The following is a 20,281-nucleotide window of genomic DNA, read 5'->3' on the forward strand; positions in this document are numbered from 1 at the left end:
AGCTTCGCACGAATGCGCCATGGCCTGTATGTGATGGCGTTTGCATTCGCACTGTCTGCCCCCGCCTGGGCGCAGGACGCCGCGCTGGAACTGGCGCAGGCCCGGCAGGCGGTGGACAAGGCCACCCAGGCCGATGCCGACCAGTACGCCCCGGACCTGATCGGGCTGGCCCGCCAGGGGCTGGAGCAGGCCCAGCGTGCCGCCGGCGACCGCCGCGAGCGCAAGAACGCCCCGGCGATGGCCCTGCGAGCCGCCGCCGACGCCGACCTGGCCCGCGTCCGCAGCGAGGAAGCCACCGTCACGGCGCAGCTGCAGCTGCGCCGCAACGAGGTCAACCAGCTGCAACGCCAGCTGTCGACCGGGGAGGACCGCCGGTGAAGCCGATGACTGCCGCAACCCTGGCCGCGCTGCTGGCGCTGCCGACCCTGGCCGTGGCCGCCGACAACCCGATGGTCGCGCAGCTGAGCCAGCGCCTGATGGCCATCCAGGCCAACCCCGACACCGCTGAGCTGGGCGCCTTCGAGCGCATGCAGGCCCAGCAGGCGATCGCTACCCTGGACAAGGCCAAGCGCCGCGACCAGGAACTGGCCACCTATCTGGCCGAGCGCCGGGTGGAGATCGCCGAGACCGCCGTGCGTACCGCGATGGCTGCGCGTGAGGTCGACCGCCTGGAACGTACCCGCAGCGATCTGCTGATCGAGGCCAGCCGCCGCGATGCGGCCCGCGCCCGCCAGGAAGCGGAGCAGCTGCGCATGCAGGCGCAGATGCAGGCCGAGGAGGCCGAGCGCCTGCGCCAGGCGGCCGAGGCCGAGACCCTGGCCCGTCAGGACGCCGAGAACGCCCTGACCAGCGTGGCCGGCAAGCAGCAGCAGCGCCTCAGCGCCGCCCAGCAGAACGCCGCCAAGCTGGCCCGCGAGGAAGCCGAGCTGGTGTCCGGACAGAAACTGCCGGGCTCGAAGTTCGATGGCCGCGGCGAGGTCTTCACCTTCAATGGTGACGCGTTCGCCGCCGGCGCCTCCAGCCTGTCCGGCGGCGCCCGCAACCAGGCCAAGGCACTGGCCGAATACCTGAACATCGGCAAGAAGGGCCGCCTGCGCATCGAGGCCTACGACAGCGCCAATGGCGTGGGCCAGAAGCGGGCCGAAGCGCTGCGTGACGCCCTGGTCGCGGCCGGTGTCGCCAGCAACCGGATCCAGGTCAGCGGCAAGAAGGCAGCCTCCACCCGGGCGCGCTCGGCCGAGGTCATCATCGCCCCGTAATTGATTGATATTGTTTGTTTTTCGTTGCGATGAGCATTCAGCCTGAACCCCGCCCCGGCGGGGTTCGGTCTTTTTGACGCAGGGGCTTGAACCCCGCCCGGAGCAGGCGTAGGGTCAATCGTCCGGGACGCAATGCCGCGGACCGGACGATGGGAGGGCCGGGCCGATGCAAGCAGGGCGCGAACCGCAGCAGATCGACGTGCGCAGGCCAGTGCCGCAGGTCGTTGCAGGCGTCCAGGTGGCCATCGACCGGCGCTCCTCCATGAACAACGCCCCGTGCCTTGCGGCCGGGGCGTTCGTGTATCTGTCGAAGGAGGTCCATCATGTTTGAAGATCAGCCCCAGAGCGAGATCGACGCACGTCGCGCGCGTGATCCGGAGTTCAGGGCACTCCATGACCAGCACCGCAAGTTGAACAAGAAGTGCATGGACGCGGAGTTGGGCGTACTCCCGATCGATGATGTCACCCTGGGTCGCATGAAGCGCGAGAAGCTGCTGGCCAAGCAACGACTTCTGCGAATGTACGAAACACCGCTCCCGATGACGTCCCCCACGCTTTGACGCACCCCGTCGCGCCCGGAACGGCGTGACCCCGGCCAGTGATGGCCCCGCCGGGCGCTCCTGCCCCGGCATCGCGGCACCGCCGATGAGGCGGCCGCGCCAAGGCACCACAGGCGGTGGTGCCTTGGCCTGCAGGCACAACTCACCGATGCGGGCGGTACCGGTCTCCTCGTCGATCCGGGGCCGCCCGCATCTCTTTCAGGGCGGGCGTCCGGGTAGGCCGATTCCGACCTGACATTCAACGCCATCCGGCGGATAATCATCGGTCCTGCCCAGTGCGGCGCGAACCGACAGTCCCCGAATGCCCATCCATTCTTCCGTCCTCGAACTCATCGGCCAGACCCCGATCGTCAAGGCCCAGCGCCTGGACACCGGCGTCTGCGAGCTCTATCTGAAGCTCGAGAGCGCCAACCCGGGCGGATCGATCAAGGATCGCATCGGCCTGTCGATGATCGAGGCGGCGGAGCAGCGGGGAGATCTGAAGCCGGGCGCGACCCTGGTCGAGGGCACCGCCGGCAACACCGGCCTGGGCCTGGCGCTGGTCGCCCAGCAGAAGGGCTATAAGCTGATCCTGGTCGTTCCCGACAAGATGAGCCGCGAGAAGATCTTCAACCTGAAGGCGATGGGTGCCGAAGTGCGTCTGACCCGCTCGGACGTCGCCAAGGGCCACCCCGAGTACTACCAGGACCTGGCCAAGACCATCGCCGAGCAGACCCCGGGCGCGTACTTCATCAACCAGTTCGGCAACCCGGACAACCCGGCCGCGCACGAGTTCGGCACCGGCCCGGAGATCCTCGAGCAGATGGGCGGCGATCTGGACGCCATCGTGTTCGGCTGCGGCAGCTCCGGCACCATGACCGGCCTGTCGCGCGCGTTCGCCAAACTGTCGCCGAAGACCGAACTGGTGCTGGCCGATCCGGTCGGCTCGATCCTGGCCGAGTACATCAATGAGGGCAACCTCAACGACAAGTCGGGCAGCTGGCTGGTCGAAGGCATCGGCGAGGACTTCCTGCCGTCGATCTCCGATTTCAGCCGTGTCACCAAGGCCTATGCCATCAGCGACGCCGAGAGCTTCCACACCGCGCGCGAGCTGCTGGGCAAGGAAGGCATCCTGGGTGGCTCGTCCACCGGCACCCTGCTGGCCGCCGGCCTGAAGTACTGCCGCGAGCAGACCACGCCGAAGAAGGTGCTGGTGCTGGTGCCGGACACCGGCAACAAGTACCTGTCGAAGATGTACAACGACTACTGGATGCTGGACAACGGCTTCCTGCAGCGCCCGCAGCACGGCGACCTGCGTGACCTGATCCTGCGCCCGTACGGCCAGCGCGACACCGTGGTGATCGGCCCGAACGACCTGCTGACCACTGCCTACCAGCGCATGAAGCTGTACGACGTCTCCCAGCTGCCGGTGATGGACGGCGATCAGCTGGTCGGCATCGTCGACGAAAGCGACGTGCTGCTGCACGTCTATGGCGATGAAGCGCGCTTCCGCGACACCGTCGCCACCGCGATGGTCAGCAAGCTGGACCGGCTGGACGTGAAGTCGCCGATCGAGGCCCTGCTGCCAGTGTTCGACCGCGGCCAGGTGGCGATCGTGATGGATGGAAACAGCTTCCTGGGCCTGATCACCCGCATCGACCTGCTGAACTATCTGCGCCGTCGCGTGCAGTAAGCCGAAGATCCCTGTAGATCGTCACAGATCGCCACTGAATTCCGGTTTATCTGCGTCAAAGGTCGTTAAGGCCTCGCTGGTAGACTCCCGATCCTTTGACGGCGCCGCAGGTCGGCGCCATTCAGGAAACGACATGTCCCACTCCTCTTCGCCCGACCGGGCACTGGCCCTGGCCACTCTGGCCATCCACGGCGGCCAGTCGCCGGACCCGAGCACCGGTGCGGTAATGCCGCCGATCTACGCCACCTCGACCTATGCCCAGTCCAGCCCGGGCGAGCACCAGGGCTTCGAGTACTCGCGTACCCACAACCCGACCCGATTCGCCTACGAGCGTTGCGTGGCATCGCTGGAGGGCGGCACCCGCGGCTTCGCCTTCGCCTCGGGCATGGCGGCCAGCTCCACCGTGATCGAACTGCTGGATGCCGGCAGTCATGTGGTGGCGATGGATGACATCTACGGGGGCAGCTTCCGCCTGTTCGAGCGCGTGCGTCGACGCACCGCCGGGCTGGATTTCAGCTTTGTCGACCTGACCGATCTGGATGCGTTCGAGGCATCGATCACGCCGAAGACGAAGATGGTCTGGATCGAGACCCCGACCAACCCGATGCTGAAGATCGTCGACATCGCCGCGGTCGCCGCCATCGCCAAGCGCCATGGCCTGATCGTGGTGGTGGACAACACCTTTGCTTCGCCGATGCTGCAGCGGCCGCTGGAACTGGGTGCCGATCTGGTCCTGCATTCGGCCACCAAGTACCTCAATGGCCACTCGGACATGGTCGGTGGCATGGTCGTGGTGGGCGACAACGCCGAACTGGCCGAGCAGATGGCCTTCCTGCAGAACTCGGTGGGGGGCGTGCAGGGTCCGTTCGACAGCTTCCTGGCCCTGCGTGGCCTGAAAACCCTGCCGCTGCGCATGAAGGCGCACTGTGCCAACGCGCTGGCGCTGGCGCAGTGGCTGGAAAAGCACCCGGCGGTGGAGAAGGTGATCTACCCGGGCCTGCCGTCGCATCCGCAGCACGAACTCGCCGGCAAGCAGATGGCCGGCTACGGCGGTATCGTCTCGATCGTGCTCAAGGGCGGTTTCGAGGCGGCCAAGCGTTTCTGCGAGAAGACCGAGCTGTTCACCCTGGCCGAGTCGCTGGGCGGCGTGGAGAGCCTGGTCAACCACCCGGCGGTGATGACGCATGCCTCGATCCCGGTCGCACGCCGCGAACAGCTGGGCATCAGTGACGCGCTGGTGCGGTTGAGCGTGGGTGTTGAAGAGCTGGGGGATCTGCAGGTGGATCTGGAACGGGCACTGGTTGCAGCGCACTAGTACTGCCGGCGCAGAGAGGGCGAATGCGCTTTGCTTCATGCGCCCCGCATGGACAGGGTGCTGCATCCAGGCACCGATGCCTGTCTGCAATTGATTGGAACTTTGGAGTTGGCTTGATGGCACAACAATTTAGTGGGTCTCTGCTGAAGCTCGGCCGGACCCTGGTTGACAATCGCGATCTGATTGTCGGCCTGTCACGGCGCGAGATCGAAATCCGCTATAGAGGCGCGACCATGGGCGTCCTCTGGGCGCTGTTCAATCCCATGATCATGCTGGGCGTGTACACCTTCTTCTTCACTGAAGTACTTCGTTCGAAGTGGCAGGGTATCGCGCAGCAGTCGAGCATCGATTTCTCACTGGTGCTGTTCCCGGGCCTGCTGGTGTTCACGTTCTTTTCCGAATGCGTGGCCAAGGCGCCAACCCTGATCCTCACCAATCAGAGCTACGTCAAGAAGATCGTGTTCCCTCTGGAGCTGCTGCCGATCATCAATCTGATCAGTGCCCTGTTCCACGCATTGATCGGCTTTGTGATCTGGGTTGTGTTCTATCTCGTCATCAAGGGCGGATTGCACGCGACTGTACCTCTGGTGGTTCTGCCGCTGATTCCGCTTGGCATTCTCACCCTCGGGATCTGCTGGAGCCTTGCAGCCCTCGGCACCTACGTCCGCGATATCACCCACATCGTAACGGGGCTTCTGGCTGCATTGATGTTCCTTGCTCCCATTTTCTATCCCATCACCGCCCTGCCCGAAAAGTACCGCGGGGCCATCATGCTCAACCCCATCAGCGTTGCCGTTGAGCAGGTGCGTGCACTGCTTTACCACGGCGTGATGATCGACTGGAAACAGTGGTTCATCTACCTGGGTGTGTCCGTTGTGGTGGCATCTTTCGGACTTTGGGTCTTCCAGCGTTCACGAGCCGGGTTTGCCGATGTCCTCTGATACCAATATTTCCATTCGAGTCGAGGATCTGGGCAAGTGCTACCAGATCTATCCCAATCCCGCCACGCGAATGAAGCAGGCGCTCGCCAACCGCGTCCATGGCGCACTGGGAAGGACGCCACCCAAGTATTTCTCCGAGTTCTGGGCTCTCAGGGACATCGGTTTTGAAGTGCCCCGCGGTGAGGCCTTTGGCGTCATTGGCCGCAACGGCAGCGGCAAGAGCACACTTCTGCAGCTGATCACCGGCGTTCTGACGCCTACGCAGGGCTCGGTGCAGACGCGTGGACGCATTGCGGCGCTGCTCGAGCTGGGGTCGGGGTTCAATCCCGAATTCTCCGGTCGCGAGAATGTCTATCTCAACGGCATGCTGTTGGGTCTGTCGCGCGCGGAGATCGATGCGCGCTTCGACGGAATTGCTGCTTTCGCCGATATCGGTGAGCATCTCGAGCGGCCGATCAAAACCTACTCCAGTGGCATGCTGGTACGCCTGGCCTTCGCAGTGCAGGTGCAGATCGATCCGGATATTCTCATCATCGATGAAGCTCTGGCGGTAGGTGATGCGCTGTTCCAGAAGCGCTGCTTTGCCCGTATCAACCGGCTGGCCGATGATGGGGTGACCATCCTGTTCGTGTCCCATGATCAGGAAACAGTGCGGACGGTTACCCGGCGCTCGCTGCTTCTGCACCAGGGGCGCGCCATTGCGATGGGCACGTCTTCGGAGACGCTGCGTGCGTACCGGCGCCTGATCAACAACGAAGAGTCCAAGTACTTCGCCTCGTTGGCGGAGCGGCATATCGTGGTTGAAGGTATCGACCCATCGGCTGACGGCAACGAGGTGGCGCTGCCGGCAAGCGTCATGCCGTCCGAGGATGCGCCCGTGGCCCCTGACCCGGCGACTGAAGATGTCACCGCATTGGAGGTTCCGGAGATCGATGAAACGTCGACCGGAACCGGGCACGCACTGGTGCAGCGAGTGGTCACCCTTGATGAAACGGGTGAGCCGTGTGCCGTGTTCTATCCGGGCGAGAAGGTCAGGATCCAGATTCAGTTCAAGGCGCAGGTCGACCTCAAGAACCTGAACGTATCGCTACGGATCCGCAATCGCGAAGGCCTGAAGATCTACTCGTGGGGAACACTCAACCAGGACATGCAGGTCGCGGCCGGGATGAGTCAGGCGCCTGTGTTCTGGGAGCGGAAATTCGACAAGGGCGAAGAAGCCTCGGCCTTGTTCGACTTCGTGTGCCCGCTGGGTCCAGGGTTCTACGAGATCCAGGCCATCATTTCGCATGAAGGACAGCCGGATTACTCTGATCAGACCATCCTTCACTGGAAGGATGAAGCGGCATTTTTCCAGGTGTTCCTGGACCAGAAGGCCTACCATTTTGGCGGAAGTTTCGACCTGAGGATGAGTGCTACATGGTGACCGAGCGTACCTTTGACATCGGCAGGTTCTCCAATGACGTGCGCGATGCGTTTGGATTTGGCTACTACCTCTGCATCGGTAGGGATGCAAAGGAAATCGCCGCAGCCCTGCGCGGGAACCTGCTGGATGCGATCGATGAGCCTGTCGAAGGGAAGGTGCCACATGCTGTAGTTCTCGATCTTCGGGGGGCAGTGGATGAGGTTCTTGCGAACCTTCCAGAGCTTTATGCCGATCGCGTCCGCTACATTCTGGTCATCCACGATATCCAGGAGCAGGCTGAGGCCGCACTGCGAGAGCGGGAGGCGCTGGAACGACGGGTGATCACTGTCGGTTACCGTAAAGCGGCGGCCTACTACGATGTCAATCCATATGCATCGCTCAATGTCGCCCAGGGCTGCTTCGTGGCGCCCTTCGAGCGTGTACCCGATGATGCGTTGAAGAGCTTCAACCTCGAGGTTCTGGACGAAGAGCGCCTGCTGCACACCGATATGCTTCGCGAGACGGGCCGGCGCAGTGATGCGCACTGTGTCCGGTATCGATACGCCGCCGAGTACATCCGGCCCGGTGATCGCGTGCTCGACGTCGCCTGTGGCCTGGGTTATGGCTCCCGCATGCTGTTCGAAACCACGCTGGCCGGTTCGGTTCTTGGTGTGGATCTGAGCGATTTTGGTATCGAGTATGCTCGTGCCCATTATGCGCTTCCAGGCAAGGTCCAGTATGCGGTCGGAGATGCGGAATCGCTGACCGGCATCGCTGATGCGAGCATTGATTTCATTGCAGCGTTCGAAACCATCGAACACGTCCCTCATCCTGATCGCTATCTCCGCGAGCTGAAGCGTGTGTTGGCACCCGGCGGCAGGGTCATGCTCTGCGCTCCCAACGATTGGACCGATGAGACGGGGCGTGACCCGAATCCCTTCCATCTGCATGTCTATACCTGGGACAAGCTGAGGGCTGAAGTTTCTTCGACGTTCCTTCTGGAGAAGGCCTTCATCCAGGTAGCTGGCGGTGCGATGAAATGCCATTTCTCGCCCCGGTCGTGGCGAGAGGTGGATGTCAACGAGCCGGAGTATGAAGAGGCCGAATGGGTGGTGTTTCTCGGGATGAAGGATCCTACCGAGCCGGGTGGGGCGGTTTTCAAGGAAACCGCATGGGAGATACCGAGTTCGTCGCGCTTCAATGTGTCTGCGTTCGCGCGTGACTATCTCAATCCGTGGCTGGTCAAGGCGATGGTGGCTATTGGCCAGCGTTCGACCAATCCGAACCTGCTTGCCCGTTTCCGTCGCAAGGTGTTCGCCAGCGCTCCGCCGCAGTCCGTTGATTCTGGTGCCGCGCTGTGCGGGTTGGTCTATGAGCAGATTGAAAGTGGCAGGCATGATGAGCGCGAGGCGCTGAAGCGGGCGGTTGACCGCTATCTTGAAGGCAAGTTGACCAATCCTCACCAGCGTCGCTGGAGAGTGTCGATTGCCTATGCATGGGGCTTCTCGGAGTTTCTCCAGAGCAATATGGCCGAGGCTGAGCACTATCTCACCGTCTGCTCGGAAATTGACCCCGTTCCCTATAGCCCCATCCTCGGCAACAAAACGCTGGATGCGCTGTTCCTGCGCGCGGTGATCCATGCCGGGCGCAATGAATTCGATCAGGTCCGTGGTCTGCTGTACCGATCCATCAGTCTGGTCCGGCGCCTTTCAACAGGCGGCCCGAAGAACAGTTGGCTGGCTGCATGGCTGAACGTCATAGGTGCCGAGCACGCGCCGCTGCCTTTCGGACTCGCCGAAATGGCCTTGCTGTTCGACAAGAGTGCGCGTGCCGCCTACATGCTGGCTGTGGTGGGAACGGCTGCCGAACGTCCTGGCGCGTTCGCGCGGGAGTCCCGCGGATTCCTCGAACGTCAGATTGATCACCTCAAGGCTGAATTGAGAGCGGTCCATTCCGGCAACAGCGCCAAGACGCTCGAGGCCATGGATCTGAACGCGGGCATGCAGAGGCTCCAGGCCCATGCCGATGCCCTCGCTTCGCAGGTGATCGAGCGCAACCAGCGTAATGACGAGCTGGCTGCCGAGATAATGCGCCAGAATGCCCGCGCCGAAGAACTGGCTGGTGAAGTAATCAGGGAGCACAGCCGGGTCGAGGAGCTTGCTGGAAAGATCGTTGAGCTCGATTCGCACTCGCAGAATCTGGCCCGGGAGATGCAGTCGGAAATTGCATCCCGCGACAGGATTATCGCGATGCTTGAGACGCAGTTGCGGAAGCGATGACGCTGCTCTCGGTGGCAGGTAGCCAGTGGGGCGGTATGTGTGATCAAATTCACAGAAATGGATGTGGTGCCGTAATGAGCGCAATGGAATCAGGGGCAGTGAAGTGATAGGGATCGTGATGGTGACGTACAACGCTGCGGATGCTGCGATTGTTACGTTGCGGAGTGTTTCAAGGGCGAAGAATGATGCAACCTACAAGTTGATCATTGTCGACAATGCCTCTTCCGCCGAAGAGCGCCAGAGGATCCAGGCGTACGTCACGTCAGCTCCGGAGTTCGCCAGCGGACAGTGGACCTACATTCAGAACGAGCAGAATCTGGGGTTCAGTGGCGGTAACAACGTCGGGATCAAAGCGCTGCTCGAGGACTCGACGATCAGCCAGATCTGTCTGCTGAACAGCGATGTCATCGTCACCAATGGCTGGATGGACCGCCAGCTGGCGCATGGGTATCCGGTGGTAAGCGCGGTTACCAATCGGGCCGACAGCGAACAATGCGTTCCAGATCTCAATGCGCTGGACCTGCAGCAGGTTGCCGCATCTGCAAAGGCCTTCGACAAGGCGTACCAGCAGGTAGCCGACCAGGCGGAGCAGCGTTACAGGGAGTTCCGTGGTTGCGTACAGGAATGTGACGTCACGTTCTTCTGCGTTTTCATTGAACGCGGAGCGCTTGAGGATGTTGGCCTGCTCGATGAGACATTCTTCCCCGGTGGATTCGAGGACGACGACTACTGCCTGCGCCTGAGCGAGAAGGGCTACGCCATTGCACTTGCCCGCGACGTGTACATCCATCATTTTGGATCTGCATCATTCGGGAAGCTTGATTACAGCTATTTCGCAGGCCGCGCGAAGGAGAATCTGCGTTATCTGGAATCGAAGCATGGGGTTTCATGGCGACGCCGACCTGAGAAGCCGCTGGCCTCTTTCCTGGCGGACTTCAGGCATGTGGTTCGCGAAGCCAATGACGCCAGCGCGGATCAGGTGCATCTGCTGCAGCTGCACCTTGGCACGGTCGATAGGCTGGTTGCCCACCATGCCGTCGAATACGTCAATCTGAAGGGTGAATTCCTCCATTCCGCCAAGCGTTCCACGCGGGTGCGTACGGCGATTGAACGTGCGGATGCGTTCGCTCCTCTTGCCGTTGAGTGGAATGGCTTCAATGCTGACGTGAAGCAATGGCTGTCGTCACCTGGCCATGCGGCCGTTGACCCCGCCGAACTTGTCACCCGTGGCGAGCGTTTGCTGGAACATATCTGGTCTGTGGTGGATGCGAACTTCAGCATCAATGCCTCGCTGCGTGGGGGCGCGGCTGGTGGCGCACAAGCCGCCGCGGCCAGTACCGAATGGGTGAAGCAGGAGTGGGCCCAGCGCTCCGGAATTGGCAAGCTGCTCTGGGGAGTCAGGAAAGGGCTGCAGACACTGCTGAACTTCCGGGGCACCGTGTTCTTCGGGGGCTACTTCTATCCCGAGCGGGAGAAGGACGGCTACTTCCAGCGGATTCAGATGGTGGACCGGCTGGTGTCGGACCAGTGGCGCTTGTATGTCGAGACCGCAGACCTGGTGGGCCGTACGTCGGTAATCGATCGTCCGCAACCCAGGGTCATCGTTATTCGTCCGATCGGCAGCCGCCTGAAGAAGGCGGTGCTCTGGGCAACCGTGCTGGCATTCGTGCTCCGTTCCCGCAAGATCTATTTCCATAGCGTGCTGCGGATGAGTGGCCTGGGCGTTTCCAGGCTGCTGCGGCTGCCGTTCGTTAAATCGGTGGTCGATATCCATGGCGTGGTTCCGGAAGAGTTCCGGATGCATCACGACTATTTCAATGCGGTCAAGTACGAGCGTCTGGAAGAGTACGCGTTTGCCCACGCCGGTCGGGTTGTGGTCGTTTCCGGTGTGATGCAGAAGTACCTGCAGGGAAAATACCGGAATCACCCGTCTCCGGAATTCGTGCATTTCCCGATGTTCCCCAGCTTCGTGCCCTTCCTCGGCGAGAAGAACAACGCGAAGCCGATTGCGGTCTATGCCGGCGGTCTGCACAAGTGGCAGCAGCCGGAGAAGACCCTGCGCAGCATGATTGCTGTACAGGAGCACTGCACGAGCTACTTCCTTTCCCCCGATCCGGAAACCGCAAGTGAGATCGCTGCGGATATCGACCCGGACAACAAGGTCGTGTTCGACTCGATGAGTCACGACGCACTGATGCGCTTCTATCGCAAGTGCGACTTTGGCTTCATCCTTCGTGAGGATTCAGTCGTCAACAACGTCGCGTGCCCGACCAAGATTGTTGAATATCTTGCCAACGGCATCGTGCCCATCATCGACTCGGACCAGATCGGTGACTTCTCCGATCTGGGCATGCTGTCGATTCCGGTTGACGAGTTCAACGCCGGCCGCGTTCCCGAACGCGCCAGGATCTCCGAGATGGCTCAGTTCAATTTCGGCGTCTACCAGCGGATCAAGTCGGCGCGGGATCGTGGAGCACTGGAGCTGGCGGATTATCTGCTGGGCGATTCCGGTAGGCCGATGGGCCAGGATGTGCCGGAGCACTCCGAGGTGGACGTGCTGGTGCAGGTGGGCAACTTTGAAGCCGGGGGCCTGGAAAACGTTGTGGTTGAACTCAACGAGTTCCTCCGTGGCTGCGGAATGCGCTTGACCCTGCTGGTGCTGGGAACGCAGGGGCCGGCTGCTGAGCGCGCGCGCCGTCTCGGCCAGCAACTGGTTGCCATCGAGTACTCGGCGTCGGCCTATCGCGAGGTGCTGCAGAGGCTCAAGCCGAAAGTGCTGCTCTCGCACTACTCGATCGAGGGGATCGACGTTTGCCGTGAGCTGGATGTGCCTGTCGTCCAGGTCATCCACAACATCTACATGTGGCTGGCGGGCGAAGAGCTGCGGCGCTTCCAGGAGGCGGCTGCGCTCACTACCCGGTTCGTTGCAGTGTCGGAGACGGTCAAGGAATACTCGGTGCGCCGTATTGGTGTCGAGGCAGATCGCTGCAGCGTGATCAACAACGGCATCGACGTTGACCGCTTCACCTCCATCGACCGCATGGCGGTCCGCAACCGGCTGCGTCGCCAGCACAACATCGGAGTCAATGACTTCATCTTCCTTGATATGGCGGCAGTCAATCATCAGAAGAACCACATTGATGTTGTCCGGGCTTTCAGTCACGCCGTGCACGGCTGTGACAATGCGAAGCTGGTTGTAGTGGGCCCGGTCTACGAAAAGGGCCTGCATGCTGAGCTGCAGGCGCTGGTGAAGCAGGCCGGGCTCGGATCAAGGGTGTTGCTCATTGAGCCGACCAGTGCGCCATGGGAGCTGTATGCGATGGCAGATGCATTTGTTGGTGCCAGCTTCTTCGAAGGTGGGCCATTGACGTTCCTCGAAGCCTTGGCCAGTGATCTGCCTGTGATCTTCCCGAGGGTGGGAGTTGCCAGTGAGTACGACGGCCTGCCCGGTGTGCATCTGGTCGAGCCAGCTGTTGATATCCTGGATTACCAGGGCTCAATAGATGGGCTGGTTTCCCGTGCCGGCTTCGTGTCCGATCTGACGGAAAAAATGATCGAGGTGTGGTGTAATCCTGTCCGTCCAGGCTTTGATCGCAAGCAGCTTGCATCGCTGCAGAAGGATTCTGCCTACATGAAGTATGCGCGCCTGCTGTCGGCGCTGAAAGAACATCCCGTCGCTCTCCAATAATCCAACGAGTCGGTACTCCGTCATGAAGAAAGTAACTATTGCCGCTGCTTCGCTGTTGCTGGTTTCCGTGGTCGCTGGCTGCTCCAAGCCGTCCCCGGAAGGCGCTGCGGCGGCTCCGGAATCGCAGGGCGCTGACGCTGCAGGTGCAGCCGCCACTGCACCTGCCCCGGTCAGCGAAGCGGACAAGAACTACCAGGAAGCCCTTGCCCTGATCGCATCCAATGCCCCGGGCAGCGCTGAGAATGCCGCCAACCTGCTGCTGAAGGCATCAGCAGACGGCAACGCCGCGGCAAAGTTCGAACTGGCCAAGCTGTATCAGGCAGGCAAGGGCGTCGCGCAGAACTCGGGTGAGGCCGTCAACCTGCTGCTGGCATCGGCCGGCGCCGGAAACGCTGACGCCGCGTACAAGCTGGCGACGATGTACGGTGAGGGCGAAGGCATCGAGAAGAACGAAGGTGAGGCGCTGAACCTGTATCTCAAGGCGGGTCAGGCCGGCAACGGCGATGCAGCCCTGAAGCTGGGCGAGATCTACCAGGAAGGCAAGGGCGTGCCTGCCAACGCCGGTGAGGCGCGTTCGTGGTACCAGAAGGCGGCAGATGCGGGTAACGCGCAGGCCGCCGAGAAGCTGAAGGCCCTGGAGGCCAAGTAAGCCAACGGAGCATCGGCAGAACGATCCCGTTGCTGATGACGAAGAGGCCAGCCCTTGACCGGGCTGGCCTTTTCATTGCGCGGATTCAGCTGTTGGCGATGATTGCCGCGATTCGTTCCGAAGCCTTGCCGTCACCATAGGGGTTATGGGCCTTGCTCATCGTTTCGTAAGCGTCCGGGTCATCGAGCAGTCGCGAGACCTCGGCCGTAATACGGGTGCTGTCGGTGCCAACCAGGCGCACGGTACCGGCGGCCACGGCTTCCGGACGCTCCGTAGTGTCGCGCATGACCAGGACGGGTTTGCCAAGCGAAGGGGCTTCTTCCTGGATGCCGCCCGAGTCCGTGACGATGATATGCGCGCGACTCATCAGGTAGACGAACGGCAGGTACTCCTGCGGTTCAATCAGGTGTACCGAAGGCGCATCCCGAAGAATGCGGTTGACGGGCTCCTGGACGTTGGGATTGAGGTGTACCGGATACACCACCTGGGTGTCGCCCCGCGAGGCAACGTTCTTCAGGGCGTGGCAGATCTGCTCAAAGCCATCGCCGAAGTTCTCGCGCCGATGGCCTGTGACCAGAATCAGGCGCTTGGACGAATCCAGGAACGGGAAGCGGGCGGCCAGCTCCGACTGCAGGCTGGCCGTGTCCCGGATCTTGTCCACAACCGTCAACAGCGCGTCGATCACGGTATTGCCGGTGATGTGGATGCTCGCAGCGGGCACCTGTTCTGCCAGCAGGTTGTCGGCAGATGTCTGAGTGGGCGAGAAATGCAGATTGGCCAGCACGCCGGTCAGCTTGCGGTTGGCCTCCTCGGGCCAAGGCGAATAGAGGTTGCCGGTGCGCAGCCCGGCCTCGACGTGGCCAATGGCAGTCCGCTGGTAGAAGGCGGCCAGGGACGTAGCGAAGGTCGTCGTTGTATCGCCGTGCACCATCACGATGTCCGGGGCGTGCTTTGCGATCACGCTCCCCATGTCCTGCAGGATACGCGAGGTCAGATCGGGCAGGGTCTGGCCATGCCGCATGACGTTGAGATCCTCATCCGGGGTGATCTCAAACAGTTCCAGGACCTGGTCAAGCATCTGGCGGTGCTGCGCAGTCACGGCAACAATGGTGTCCAGGTCCGGACGCTTCTTCAGGGCGGCGACCAGCGGAGCCATTTTGATGGCCTCCGGGCGGGTGCCGAAAACCATCATTACCTTCTTGCGACGCGTCATTTTGCCTTCGATCCCATGTCTGCGCTCGGCCAGTGGTCAGACGGACGACTGCTGGCGAGCTGGTAGATTCAGTTGGTATATCCCCAACATTCTACGTCAACTGACCCAGGCCCTGGCCCGGCGACTCCGGCCGAAGGCGGGCTGCGGGCCGGGCGGTTCAGCTCCTGCCTGCAGCCAGGTGGAAATCAGAGACAGATCATTCTGACCTGATGGATCTCGGCCTTTCCAGGGGCGAATACCGGGCGAATCCTGACCTTGTCCTGGTCCAGCGTACGGTCGAAGGCGAACATGCCCGTGAAGTCTCCTGCAGGGTAGTACCGCAGTACGCCATCCCGATCGCTGAACCCCTCACCTGCGGCCCAAAGGATCTGGATCCATCCGCCAGCCTCGCGTCGACCCTTGACTTCCAGTGCAATGCTGGTGCTGCTGGGGCAGGGGCGGGCAGACAGTGTGAGTAGAAGACTGTCGGACGTTGATCTGATGACCAGCTTTCCGTCGGTACTGGCTACCTCGCCATTGCTGACCTCCATGGCCGTCAGCGGGATGATGGCCTCGCCCTTTGGCTTGGCGCCCTGCTGATAGGCCTGGCTTGCGTCTACCGACCAGCCGGGAATGCTCTCGGTACGGGGAGCGATGGGAATGATCGAACCGGGCATCACCCGTGCGAGTTGGGCGTAAGCATGCCATTGGTGGTCGATGCGATCAGGCCTTACAAGGTTGGCGGCACAGATGATCGAGAAGGCCGCCAGTGCGACGATCGCGCGCGGGTAATCCCGATGGTTCGATACTGCCGCAGCCAGGATCAACAGGCTGTAGGGAATGAGATAGTAGCGACTGCCTCCTGCAGCACCCGTCGGCAGGATCACCGGCCCCATGGTGGCGGGATCATCGCGCAGGAAACCGACCAGTATCAGCCCGAACGCAGTCAGGATCAGGATCAAGGCGGTCAACTGCGCCACCGCATGGGTATCCAGTGCAGACCGGTTCCTGGCATGGGACACGGTTGCATTGAAGATGCGTCGCCAGGGCAGGCTCGCCCAGAACACGAACGCAAACAGGGTCGCCAGTGGATATACGCCGCCGAAGCTGACGAACTTGACCATGGCGGCGAGGAGGTGCGCCGGATCGAAGCTGGACGGGTTGGACGCAATCGGTCGCGGAGAAAACACGATGAAGCCGATTTGAATGGCGGCACAGATCGCGACCGTAACGTAGACCCGGCGATTGGTGAGCAGGTCCCGGAACAGAACGGCCCGCAGCGCGAGGACCGGAAGTGCGAGTACGCTGAACGGCCCGGTGAGGCCTGCAATGGTCAGCAATGCCAGCTGTCCGATGCTCACGCGCGATGTGATCGGGAAGGCCAGATACGTGATCAACGCCAGCCCCGTGAACCACTGGATGTTGGTCAGGGTGAAGAAAACCTCGCCGGCCTGCGGTTGCAGCGTTACCAGCACCAATGCCCAGACACAGAGTGCGGCGGGTACGCCAATGGAAGACAGCCGCGATTGCAGGATGTAGATCGTCGTGAAGAACGCAGCAATCCATGCAAGGTGGAAAGCGAGCGGCACATACTCCAGCGGCAGGAATGAGGCGGGGTACGAGATGGCTCGCGGTATCAGGTGCATGTACCCGGCATAAGGCTTGAACAGGAAGCCCAATCCGGCATCACGCGCTTCATTGACGAAGATGCTGCCATCCTCGCCCCAGAGGCCGGGATGGAACAGATCGATGCCGACCGCTTGGGTCGACCTGAAGCTGAGTGCGACGAATACCGCCGCCAGGGTGAGCGCGCACAGGAGGAGCGTCGCATTTCTGGAGCTGGATGGACTGTTCAAGCATTTCCCCATGAGTTCTTCACCGACGCCGCATGAATTGCATGCTCCGTTAGCGCTTGCCGGAGGAGGATGAAAAAGAAAGGTATTTGTGGCCGAAGTAGCTGGTCACCACCGGAATCGCAACGCCGATGCCGTGAGCAATGGTCTCGTTGTGGAAATCCACGCCGATGGCAGGTAAAAGCCATCTGGCCAGGAGCAGGCTGATCGCAATGGTCTGGAGCACTGCGGCCAGGTTGACTATCACGAACCAGGTGATCTGGTGCTTCAGTGCATTGGCGGCTTGCTGGAACACCAGCACCCTGTTGAGCACAAACGCTGTGACCATGCCCAGGCAGTAGGCGATCACGATGGCAGGCACGTAGTGCAGCCATTCGCTGAGCATGATGCGCGAACCAAAGTTGACGGCGGCGGCAACACCACCGGCAACAAGAAACATCAGGAACTGACGTGTGATCACGCCGACGCCTTCACGCCTGACGCAAGGTGGGCAAGCTTGGCACCAACATCGATGCTCTCGTTGATCGATCGATCTTCCGGGTAGTAGTACGCCGTATCGGCCATGTAGAAGCCCTCGACCGGCGACTTCATCGGCGGCAGCATGTCCTGGAAGCCCGGAGGGCAGATGGTCTGGGCAAATTCATAGCGATGGCAATGTGTAGCCCGGATCCACTCAGGCTTGAATGCAGGGTTGATCATCGGCAGGTAGCTGATGACTTCGTCGATCAACTGTTGATTGCTCCACTGCCACTTGGGATGCGTCTTGGGCATGTAGTACGGCGCATACACGATATGCTCGCCGGGGCCCTTGCCCGGATTGAGATTGCTGTACTCGATAAGACCGGGAATGGAGATGCGTTCATCGCTGATGTTCATCCAGAAGTTCTCGCTGACCGGCTTCGACAGCTTCAGGATCACGCAGGCGACGGGTATGTTCTCGATCGCGCCCACCTGATCAGCAAAGGCCTTCGGAAGCCCCGGGACCATCTTCGGCACATACTGGATCGGAGCGGTGGATACCACTGCGTCATACGCCTGATGGCCATCGGCGGTGCGGATGCCGGTCACCTTGCCGTTCACCGACACCACCTCCTCGATCGGCTGGGACAGCAGGATGCGCCCGCCCAGGCGCTCGACCTCGGTGGCCATCTTCTGCAGCAGTACAGCCGAGCCGCCTTCCAGGTAGCCCATGCTTTCATTGAACAGGTTGCGGCGGGACAGCGCCACGCGCTTGATGCGGGTGCCGATCCAGGAAGCCGACAGCTTGTCCTGGTACTCGAAGAACTTCAGCGCGAACGCCTTCTCCCACATCACCTTGTACGCCTTGGGGCCGATCCAGCGGGTGATCCAATCGCGCGCATTCTCCCTGTCCAGGGCAGTCCAGTCCTGGATGCCCTTGGTGTGCATGACATGCAGGGCGTAGCGGATCTTGTCGATGATCCCCAGGTGAGGGAACCCCAGCAGCGCAAATGGCGTGCCCCACTTGTGCAGTTTGCCCTGGTAGTAGTAACCCATCTTGGTATCCGTCCAGTGCAGGCGATCGGACATCTTCAACTGTTCGAGCAGCTTGAAGAGGGGATAGTCGGTCTTGCAGATGAAGTGGTAGTAGCGCTCGATGCGCAGGCCGTCGAAATCGAAATCCGCCGACATCCCGCCAATGCGATCATCGCGCTCGTAGATGTCGACCTTATGCCCCTGCTTGAGCAGTTCCATGGCTGCCATGAGGCCCATGGGGCCGCTGCCGATGATCGCAAAGTTTCGCATGTGAGAAGTCTTCTTCAGTTCCAGGGAATCAGCGCTGCAGAACGATCCTGCAATAGCGCGGGTCGGTATAGCTTTCGCGGATGGCTTCTTCAAACGGTGTCTGCTTGACGCCGAACACGGCCTCCGTGTCGATGCCCTTGAAGTCATCGCCGGCACTCAGAGCCTTGAGCTGGTCGGCAGTAAAAGGCGGTTTGCTGCTGAACAGGCTGTAGACCTTCAGCAGGAAGCCGAAGAAGCCGATCGGGATGTGCACGATCACCGTATGCAGCTTCTTGACCCGCTTGATGGTGCGGATGATGTCCACATAATCGACGCGGGTATCGCCGACGATATCGAAGACATTGCCATCCGGTTCGGTCTCGATGCACTTGGCGATGCAGCGGCAGAAGTCGCGTTCATACAGCGGTTGGCGCATGAACCTGCCGTCGCCGGGGATCGGGAATACCGGCGTACGTGCCATGAAGCGGGACAGCCAACCGAGGTGCTTGGGGTCGAACCAGCCGAACATCAGCGTCGGGCGCAGCACGCAGTGGCGTTGGCCGCTTGCGACCACCATCTCCTCCTGCTCGCGCTTGGTGTTGGTGTAGTCATCCTTGGCCACCGAGTTCACCACCGACGAACTGATGTGGACCATGTAGGGCACGGCAGCGTCCTGGGTTGCCTTCAGTACGTGGCTGGTGGCGGTGATGTTGTTGCGCACGAACAGGTCGGTGGTCTTGCCGGTGATCTGTGCATGCAGCTGCACCACGCAGGCAGCGCCGTTGAACTCATGGGCCCAGGCACCCGGCTCGGCCAGGTCGGCCAGCACCACGCGGACATCCGGGTGCAGTTTCTGCAGGATGTCCAGGTTGTGCGCGTGCTTGTCGATGGCCACCAGCCGGGTATAGCCCTGCTGCTTGAGTTCGACAATCAGGTTCTGCCCGACCAGCCCGGCAGCCCCGGTGATGACGATCTTGGCGTGCTTGTCGGTCATGTCAGAGCTTGATCCTGCGGAAGACGAATTCGGGAATGTTCTTGATGATCATCATGATCGCCCACCAGAAGCCGGGCAGGTAGGCGACGGCCTGGCGTTTGCCGATGGCCTTGAGAATACCGGCGCCCACCTTGTCCGGGGTCGCCCACAGCGCTCCCTTCTTGAACGCTGCGGTCATCGGGGTATCGACGAAGCCTGGCTTGATCACCAGAACGTTGATACCGGCCGGACGCAGACGCTGGCCCAAGCCGCTGAGGTAGGCAGTGACTGCCGCCTTGGCACTGCCGTACAGGTAGTTGCTGGCGCGGCCGCGGTCACCGGCGACCGAGGAAATGACGGCCAGGGTGGCGCCGGACCGCAGGCGCTGGGCCAAGGCCGCTGCCAGAGCGATGGTGGAGGTGCCGTTGGTGGCGAACTCGCGCAGTGACAGTTCTACCGATGCATCACAGGCTGCCTGGTCAGGCAGCGTGCCGTGGGCGATGAGCACCGTATCCACGCCGCCCAGCGCCGACCAGGCCTCGTCCAGCAGCGTGCCGTGTGCGGACAGGTCATTCACGTCCAGCACGCCGGTATGCACGTGCTGGGCGCCACGCACGCGCAGGTCGGCGGCGATGGCGTCCAGCTTCCCGGCACTGCGGCCGACCAGGTAGAGCGCGGCGGCACGCGTGGCGTACAGGCGCGCGACGGATTCGGCGATGGCCGAGGTCGCGCCGATGATCAGGATCTTCTGCATG

Annotated in this window: 16 protein-coding genes; 10 read left to right on the forward strand and 6 right to left on the reverse strand. The window is 61.7% G+C overall.

The window, feature by feature from the left end:
* Positions 1-12: 12 nt before the first annotated feature.
* From N440_RS00340 to N440_RS00385, 10 genes are all read left to right on the forward strand, one after another.
* Positions 13-378 (forward strand): DUF4398 domain-containing protein, encoded by a 366-nt coding sequence (locus N440_RS00340; RefSeq protein WP_005415160.1) that lies wholly within the window; start codon positions 13-15, stop codon positions 376-378.
* On the forward strand, positions 375-1,259 hold the full coding sequence (locus N440_RS00345) for an OmpA family protein (protein ID WP_133933728.1): 885 nt from the start codon (positions 375-377) through the stop codon (positions 1,257-1,259). Before N440_RS00340 ends, N440_RS00345 begins: the two co-directional genes overlap by 4 nt.
* Before the next feature lie 323 nt (positions 1,260-1,582).
* On the forward strand, positions 1,583-1,819 hold the full coding sequence (locus N440_RS00350) for a YdcH family protein (protein ID WP_004154075.1): 237 nt from the start codon (positions 1,583-1,585) through the stop codon (positions 1,817-1,819).
* A 301-nt stretch (positions 1,820-2,120) separates the two neighbouring features.
* A complete protein-coding gene (locus tag N440_RS00355) occupies positions 2,121-3,491 on the forward strand; it encodes a pyridoxal-phosphate dependent enzyme (protein ID WP_004154078.1) in 1,371 nt (456 codons plus the stop codon).
* Between the two features lie 133 nt (positions 3,492-3,624).
* Positions 3,625-4,806 (forward strand): cystathionine gamma-synthase, encoded by a 1,182-nt coding sequence (locus N440_RS00360; protein ID WP_133933729.1) that lies wholly within the window; start codon positions 3,625-3,627, stop codon positions 4,804-4,806.
* 116 nt (positions 4,807-4,922) lie between these two features.
* Positions 4,923-5,747, forward strand: a complete 825-nt coding sequence (locus N440_RS00365; protein WP_004154081.1) for an ABC transporter permease — start codon at positions 4,923-4,925, stop codon at positions 5,745-5,747.
* Entirely contained in the window at positions 5,737-7,170 is a 1,434-nt protein-coding gene (locus N440_RS00370) for an ABC transporter ATP-binding protein (protein WP_133933730.1), read from the forward strand. Before N440_RS00365 ends, N440_RS00370 begins: the two co-directional genes overlap by 11 nt.
* Complete coding sequence (locus N440_RS00375; protein ID WP_166671525.1) at positions 7,167-9,428, forward strand: class I SAM-dependent methyltransferase; 2,262 nt, start codon at positions 7,167-7,169, stop codon at positions 9,426-9,428. Before N440_RS00370 ends, N440_RS00375 begins: the two co-directional genes overlap by 4 nt.
* A gap of 121 nt (positions 9,429-9,549) precedes the next feature.
* Positions 9,550-13,116 (forward strand): glycosyltransferase, encoded by a 3,567-nt coding sequence (locus N440_RS00380; RefSeq protein ID WP_166671526.1) that lies wholly within the window; start codon positions 9,550-9,552, stop codon positions 13,114-13,116.
* A 22-nt stretch (positions 13,117-13,138) separates the two neighbouring features.
* Positions 13,139-13,765, forward strand: coding sequence for a tetratricopeptide repeat protein (locus N440_RS00385; protein WP_133933733.1), 627 nt, complete (start codon positions 13,139-13,141; stop codon positions 13,763-13,765).
* An 85-nt stretch (positions 13,766-13,850) separates the two neighbouring features.
* On the opposite strand, the gene wecB is transcribed toward N440_RS00385, so the two are convergent.
* The 6 genes from wecB to N440_RS00415 all read right to left on the reverse strand — a co-directional run bounded on the left by wecB (position 13,851) and on the right by N440_RS00415 (position 20,280).
* Entirely contained in the window at positions 13,851-14,978 is a 1,128-nt protein-coding gene (gene wecB, locus N440_RS00390) for a UDP-N-acetylglucosamine 2-epimerase (non-hydrolyzing) (RefSeq protein ID WP_208322772.1), read from the reverse strand.
* Between the two features lie 185 nt (positions 14,979-15,163).
* Entirely contained in the window at positions 15,164-16,813 is a 1,650-nt protein-coding gene (locus N440_RS00395) for a hypothetical protein (protein ID WP_133933734.1), read from the reverse strand.
* A gap of 49 nt (positions 16,814-16,862) precedes the next feature.
* Positions 16,863-17,270, reverse strand: a complete 408-nt coding sequence (locus N440_RS00400) for a GtrA family protein (RefSeq protein ID WP_049458164.1) — start codon at positions 17,268-17,270, stop codon at positions 16,863-16,865.
* The gene (locus tag N440_RS00405) at positions 17,267-18,574 is read right to left on the reverse strand and encodes an NAD(P)/FAD-dependent oxidoreductase (protein ID WP_049458165.1); all 1,308 of its coding nucleotides are present in this window, start codon (positions 18,572-18,574) and stop codon (positions 17,267-17,269) included. The genes N440_RS00400 and N440_RS00405 overlap by 4 nt, the downstream gene beginning before the upstream one ends.
* Positions 18,575-18,602: 28 nt before the next feature.
* On the reverse strand, positions 18,603-19,547 hold the full coding sequence (locus N440_RS00410; protein WP_133933735.1) for an NAD-dependent epimerase/dehydratase family protein: 945 nt from the start codon (positions 19,545-19,547) through the stop codon (positions 18,603-18,605).
* A 1-nt stretch (position 19,548) separates the two neighbouring features.
* Positions 19,549-20,280, reverse strand: coding sequence for an SDR family oxidoreductase (locus tag N440_RS00415; RefSeq protein WP_133933736.1), 732 nt, complete (start codon positions 20,278-20,280; stop codon positions 19,549-19,551).
* Between the last annotated feature and the right edge of the window lies 1 nt (position 20,281).

Source organism: Stenotrophomonas sp. CC22-02 (assembly GCF_004365115.1).
Lineage (GTDB): Bacteria > Pseudomonadota > Gammaproteobacteria > Xanthomonadales > Xanthomonadaceae > Stenotrophomonas > Stenotrophomonas forensis.